Below are 4,340 nucleotides of genomic sequence, written 5' to 3'. Positions count from 1 at the left end.
GTCGCGCGGCTTGACCGACGTCCACGCCGACGATCCGCTCGCCGACTTCGCGGACGATTGCGCGACCACGGCGCCCGACATCGACTGTTCCGCCTTGGCGACCGGCGCCGGCGCGATGTCCGGTTGCTTGACGACCGGCGTTCTTGCCGTGGCGATGGTGGTGGTCGTGGGCGGCGTGTTCTTTGCCGTGACCGAGCCGGAGGAGATCGCGGGCTTTGCGCTCGTTTCTGCGGATGGCGCAGTGTCGGTTTTTGCGAGCGTGGTCGCGGCGGGCGCTGCTGGCTTGACCGCCACTTGCGCCTTGTCGTTAGCCACGGGCTTTGGCGATTCGGCGATCTTGTCGGTCCCGCCGTGCCGTGCCGTGCGAGCGCGGCGCATCTGCGGCGGACGCGCTGCGGGCGATCGGCGTGGCGGTGGACAAATGGTGATCGGCGTTCGTCGTGACGTGCTTATCCGTCTCCGTGCCCGAACGCGATGCCAGCGGCGCGTGCCGGACATCGTTGGCATCGTCGGATGCGGCGGATTTGTCGCGGATCGAGCCGCCGCGCTGATGGCGGCCGGGTCGCGAATCACGACGACATCGGGATCGGAATGCCCGTAGTAGTAGCCGCCCACGGCCAGCCCGGCGAACACGCCGCCGACCAGCACGGCGAGCCCTTTGCGCGCGGGTTTGGTCGGCGGCGCGAAGGCTTCGTCGCCCGGCTCGGCCAGGCTCGGGTACGACGTCACCATCTTGCGGCACGCCATGCGCGTGAGCCAGCCGGTGTCGCGTAGGTCGGTGACGTCGAGTTGATCGTCGTCCGGCTCGTGGATAGGCGCGGCTGCGGCCGCCGCCTCGGCGTGGCTTGTGAAGATCGCGCCCGTGCGATCGGCTCCGCAATAAGGGCAGGTGTCATCCTCGGCCCGGGAAATCGTATTGCACCTGCGGCAGATCACGGAGTCGAGCGACAGCGAATATTCAGGTCGATTCATGTCGCACCCATTTTGAGTTATGGCCGGCGCATAGCGCGAGCGAGTCACCACGTCGGGAAAGTCCTAAGCAAACCGAAATGCGCTTGCCTCACCAGCCGGCATCCTCGCGATGCCGCACGTACCGGGACTACTGAACGTCGATGGGAGCCCTATTTTTCGACATTTTTATAGATGGCTTCTACGCGATTGCGCACATTCGCGTAACGATCGGTCTAGGGAAAACGCTAGGCAAGTGGGGTTTTCGCTACAGTCGCGCGGATAAAACGGCAAACGTTTCGTCGATATCCGTGGCTCGGGCCGTCGATGCCGTTAGCCGATCGGCCGACTTTCGCGATGCATCGCGCAAGGCGATAGTGATGTCGTCGAGTTCAGCGAGGCAGGGCGATGAGATTGGGGCGTTTCGATGTGGCGGCGTGGACGGTCGCGTTCTGGTTGCCGGCCTTCATGGGTGCGGTGGAGTACGTGCTGCGCATCGCGTTCGCGCAACCGGGCGAGGATTCGTTCTTTCCGATCTCGCTGGTCACGTCGGGGATCAGTCAGAGCGTGATGTCGGCGATGGTGGCGCGCGAAGTGGGCGCGCGCGGGACTCGCCATCAGTTGATCGAGCGATTTGAACGCGCCTCGCGCCAGTCGAATTTGGGAGTTTTCGCGGCTCTTGCTGGCGTATTGCTCTGGATATACTTGCTTTTGGCTTCGTTCAATGAAGCCGTTCGGGCGATTCTGCCAATGCATCACTTTCTGGAATCTTTGGTATACTACGCTTTGTGTGTCAATGTCACGTCGTGTCGAGAAACGGTGTCGAAATGTTGAATCTGGTCCTGGGTTTTTTCAAAGAGTATTGGGGTGTCTTGCTGACCTGCGCGTTCATGCAGTACTACATCCCGAGGAGATCGGAAGGCGATATCTTTTATCGCTACATCATGTACGGCTTTCGCAAGGGTGTGCTCCGGCGGCCGCCGAAACCCGATCCGGCGCATCCCCCGCGCTAGCCGTTGTTTCATCGAGGCACGCTCCCAGACCAAGAACGAAAAAAGCCGCTCACATGTAGCGGCTTTTTTGCGCGTGCATCTTCATAATTTTTGGTGCCCGGGGCCTGAATCGAACCGGCACGCCTTGCGGCGGGGGATTTTGAGTAGGCTGCCAAAACCGAAGCACGATGAATAAGTCGTTATAAATCAACGGCCTGAGAATCTCGTTTCATCCGACTTTTCTGTAAATACGTTCACTTTTACGGAAAAATCGCGGAAAAATGGTCACCACCGAAAACGGGCGTTCTGCCCTTTCACGTAAGGCAGTTTTCACCTCTGCGGCTCGGACTCCGGGCCGATACACAGACCGGGACTTCCCGGCGCTAGGGTTTCAGGTGTCGCCAAAGCTAAAGGCGGTCTGGTTCGCCCGGTTTAAGGCGAACGGGCGAGAGCATCGGGCCACACTAGGACTCGCCGCGCTGGACGGAGACGGGCTCGTATGAACAAGCGCGGGCTTGGGCTATAGCGAATGTCCTAGAGGCTCGGAACGGCCCGCCCGAAGCGGAGCCTATACCGGAAGCCGCGCCCGTCCCGCCGCAAGCGCCTTTACTCCTTACTCCCGATACGCTCGCGACGGTCTGGGCCGAATTTCTCGCTAACCGGCGCACTAAGCGCGGCCTTCCTCGCCGCAGCGACTAAGACCGATTACGACAAACTCTATCGCTACGCGCTCGCGCCAGTGAAGGATTGGTCGCTGGCGGAAACGCGGGTTGCGGCTTGGGTCGCGTTCCTCTCGGGCATAAAGGCGAAGCACGGTGACTCTAAGGCTTTGTACGCCGCGAATATTGTTTCGAGCGTGTACACCTATCTAATGTCGCTGGACAAAGTTGAGACAAACCCGATTGCTAAGGTCCGACTAGGGCGGCAGTTTATCGCTCCGAAGCCGCGAGAAGGGCACATAGAAACGGCGAACCTTAAGCCGTTCTGGGCGGCTGTCGGACGGACTTTAAAGCGCCGGGATAGCCGCGAAGCCGTCCTGTTCATCTTCGTTACGGGCTTTCGGCTAAACGCTGCGTTAGGGCTTCGCTGGTCGCAACTCGACCTAGCGCGTGGCTTCGCTTACATAGAGCCGGGAACGGAAGGCTGGAAGGGATTCACGGGCGTTATGCCGCTGTCGGACTACGCGCTAGACCTGCTCCGGGCGCGGTGCGTTAGCCGCAAGTGCGCGGACTACGTGTTCCCGGCGCGGACGGGCGAAACGCCGCATATGACGCGGGTAGGCGACTCGATAGCGAAGGTCTGCGACGCGGCGGGAATCGACCGTCTAACGGCTCACGATCTAAGGCGGACTGTCGCTACGGTAGGGTCTCTAGCTTTCGGCGCGGATCATTCGAAAGTCGCGGTCCTGCTCGGACATAACTGGGCGACCAGCGAAAAGGGGATGACCGTCTCGCGGGGAGCGATTACCGCCCGGTATATACAGACGGAGTTAGCGACTCTGCGCGCTATAGCGAACGAGGCCGCGAGAACGATGTTGGAATTGGTCGGTGATCTCCCGTTATCGGACGAGACAGCCGCGAAGTTACGCCGCGCAGGGCTGACTATCTAGCGAGTGTACTGGATAGTGAAAATTAGTTGACATCGCGCAAGATTCCTGTTGAGGCTCGGTGTGTACTGGCGGAGAATCGGTTTTGCAGTAAGCAGTTCCAGAACCCAAACATAACCGCAAGAATCCTTTAGGAGTGCAACAAAATGGCCAGTACTACGATCACCCGCACGAAGAAAGCCGCAGCCGCGCCCGCTATCGTTATGGCTGCGGCTTGGGAGAAGTTTCCGACACGCGCAGATTTCGGCATCGAGCCGTTCGACTTCCCGGCCTTCACTCTCCCGAAGCTCGGCAACGCGGCGGGCGTCTCGCGCTCTTGGGCGAACGAAGCCACGCGCCTCGCTCGCGTAACGAAGCACGGCGTTAAGGTAACTTTCGACGGACAGACGAAGGACTACAAGAGCGTCGCAGAGGCGTTCCGCGACCTGCGCTTACCTTTCGAGAAGCACATTAAGTTTCGCGGACTCGTAAAGGCTTCGGGTAAGGAAGCGTTCTCGCACAAAGATAAGCTCTACCTGTTCGCGCTTATCGAGAACGCGCCGGAAGCCGCAGAAGTCGTAGCGGGACACTAAGTAGGCAGTTCAGCAATCCACGCCCGTCCTAGAGCGATCTAGGGCGGGCGTTTTCGTTTCTAATCATCCGGCACCGTCTCGAACAGATACATCTTGCTAGGTCCTGTTCACATTTAAGAGCGGCCCGAAGGCAGACACGATGGAGACAAAGGTGAGGTAGCTGTGGGCGAGTTTGTCATATCGAGTGGCGACGCGACGAAAATGCTTGATACGCTTAAAGAA

Annotated in this window: 4 protein-coding genes and 2 pseudogenes; 4 read left to right on the top strand and 2 right to left on the bottom strand. The window is 59.9% G+C overall.

Features of this window, described 5'->3' with window-relative positions; genetic code table 11:
- Positions 1-972: pseudogene (locus tag BVER_RS27960) on the bottom strand (hypothetical protein); the annotation flags it as partial.
- 390 nt (positions 973-1,362) lie between these two features.
- Here BVER_RS27960 and BVER_RS27955 point away from each other — a divergent pair.
- The 4 genes from BVER_RS27955 (at position 1,363) to BVER_RS27940 (ending at position 4,118) form a co-directional block, all read left to right on the top strand.
- Positions 1,363-1,782, top strand: a complete 420-nt coding sequence (locus BVER_RS27955; protein WP_157056271.1) for a hypothetical protein — start codon at positions 1,363-1,365, stop codon at positions 1,780-1,782.
- Entirely contained in the window at positions 1,776-1,961 is a 186-nt protein-coding gene (locus tag BVER_RS27950) for a hypothetical protein (protein WP_050456017.1), read from the top strand. Before BVER_RS27955 ends, BVER_RS27950 begins: the two co-directional genes overlap by 7 nt.
- Before the next feature lie 718 nt (positions 1,962-2,679).
- On the top strand, positions 2,680-3,549 hold the full coding sequence (locus BVER_RS27945) for a tyrosine-type recombinase/integrase (protein ID WP_050456016.1): 870 nt from the start codon (positions 2,680-2,682) through the stop codon (positions 3,547-3,549).
- A gap of 143 nt (positions 3,550-3,692) precedes the next feature.
- Positions 3,693-4,118, top strand: coding sequence for a hypothetical protein (locus BVER_RS27940; RefSeq protein WP_050456015.1), 426 nt, complete (start codon positions 3,693-3,695; stop codon positions 4,116-4,118).
- A gap of 96 nt (positions 4,119-4,214) precedes the next feature.
- On the opposite strand, the pseudogene BVER_RS33060 reads toward BVER_RS27940, so the two are convergent.
- Positions 4,215-4,340: pseudogene (locus BVER_RS33060) on the bottom strand (IS5/IS1182 family transposase); the annotation flags it as partial.

It is taken from the genome of Candidatus Burkholderia verschuerenii (genome assembly GCF_001189365.1).
In the GTDB taxonomy this organism is placed as follows: domain Bacteria; phylum Pseudomonadota; class Gammaproteobacteria; order Burkholderiales; family Burkholderiaceae; genus Caballeronia; species Caballeronia verschuerenii.
Note: the sequence above shows the minus strand (reverse complement) of the source record. Positions and strands in the feature narration are given on the sequence as shown.

What these genes read in the sequence shown, in the direction of transcription:
- BVER_RS27950 (WP_050456017.1), top strand. Translation starts at nt 1,776, where the DNA reads ATGTTGAATCTGGTCCTGGGTTTTTTCAAAGAGTATTGGGGTGTCTTG.
- BVER_RS27940 (WP_050456015.1), top strand. Translation starts at nt 3,693, where the DNA reads ATGGCCAGTACTACGATCACCCGCACGAAGAAAGCCGCAGCCGCGCCC.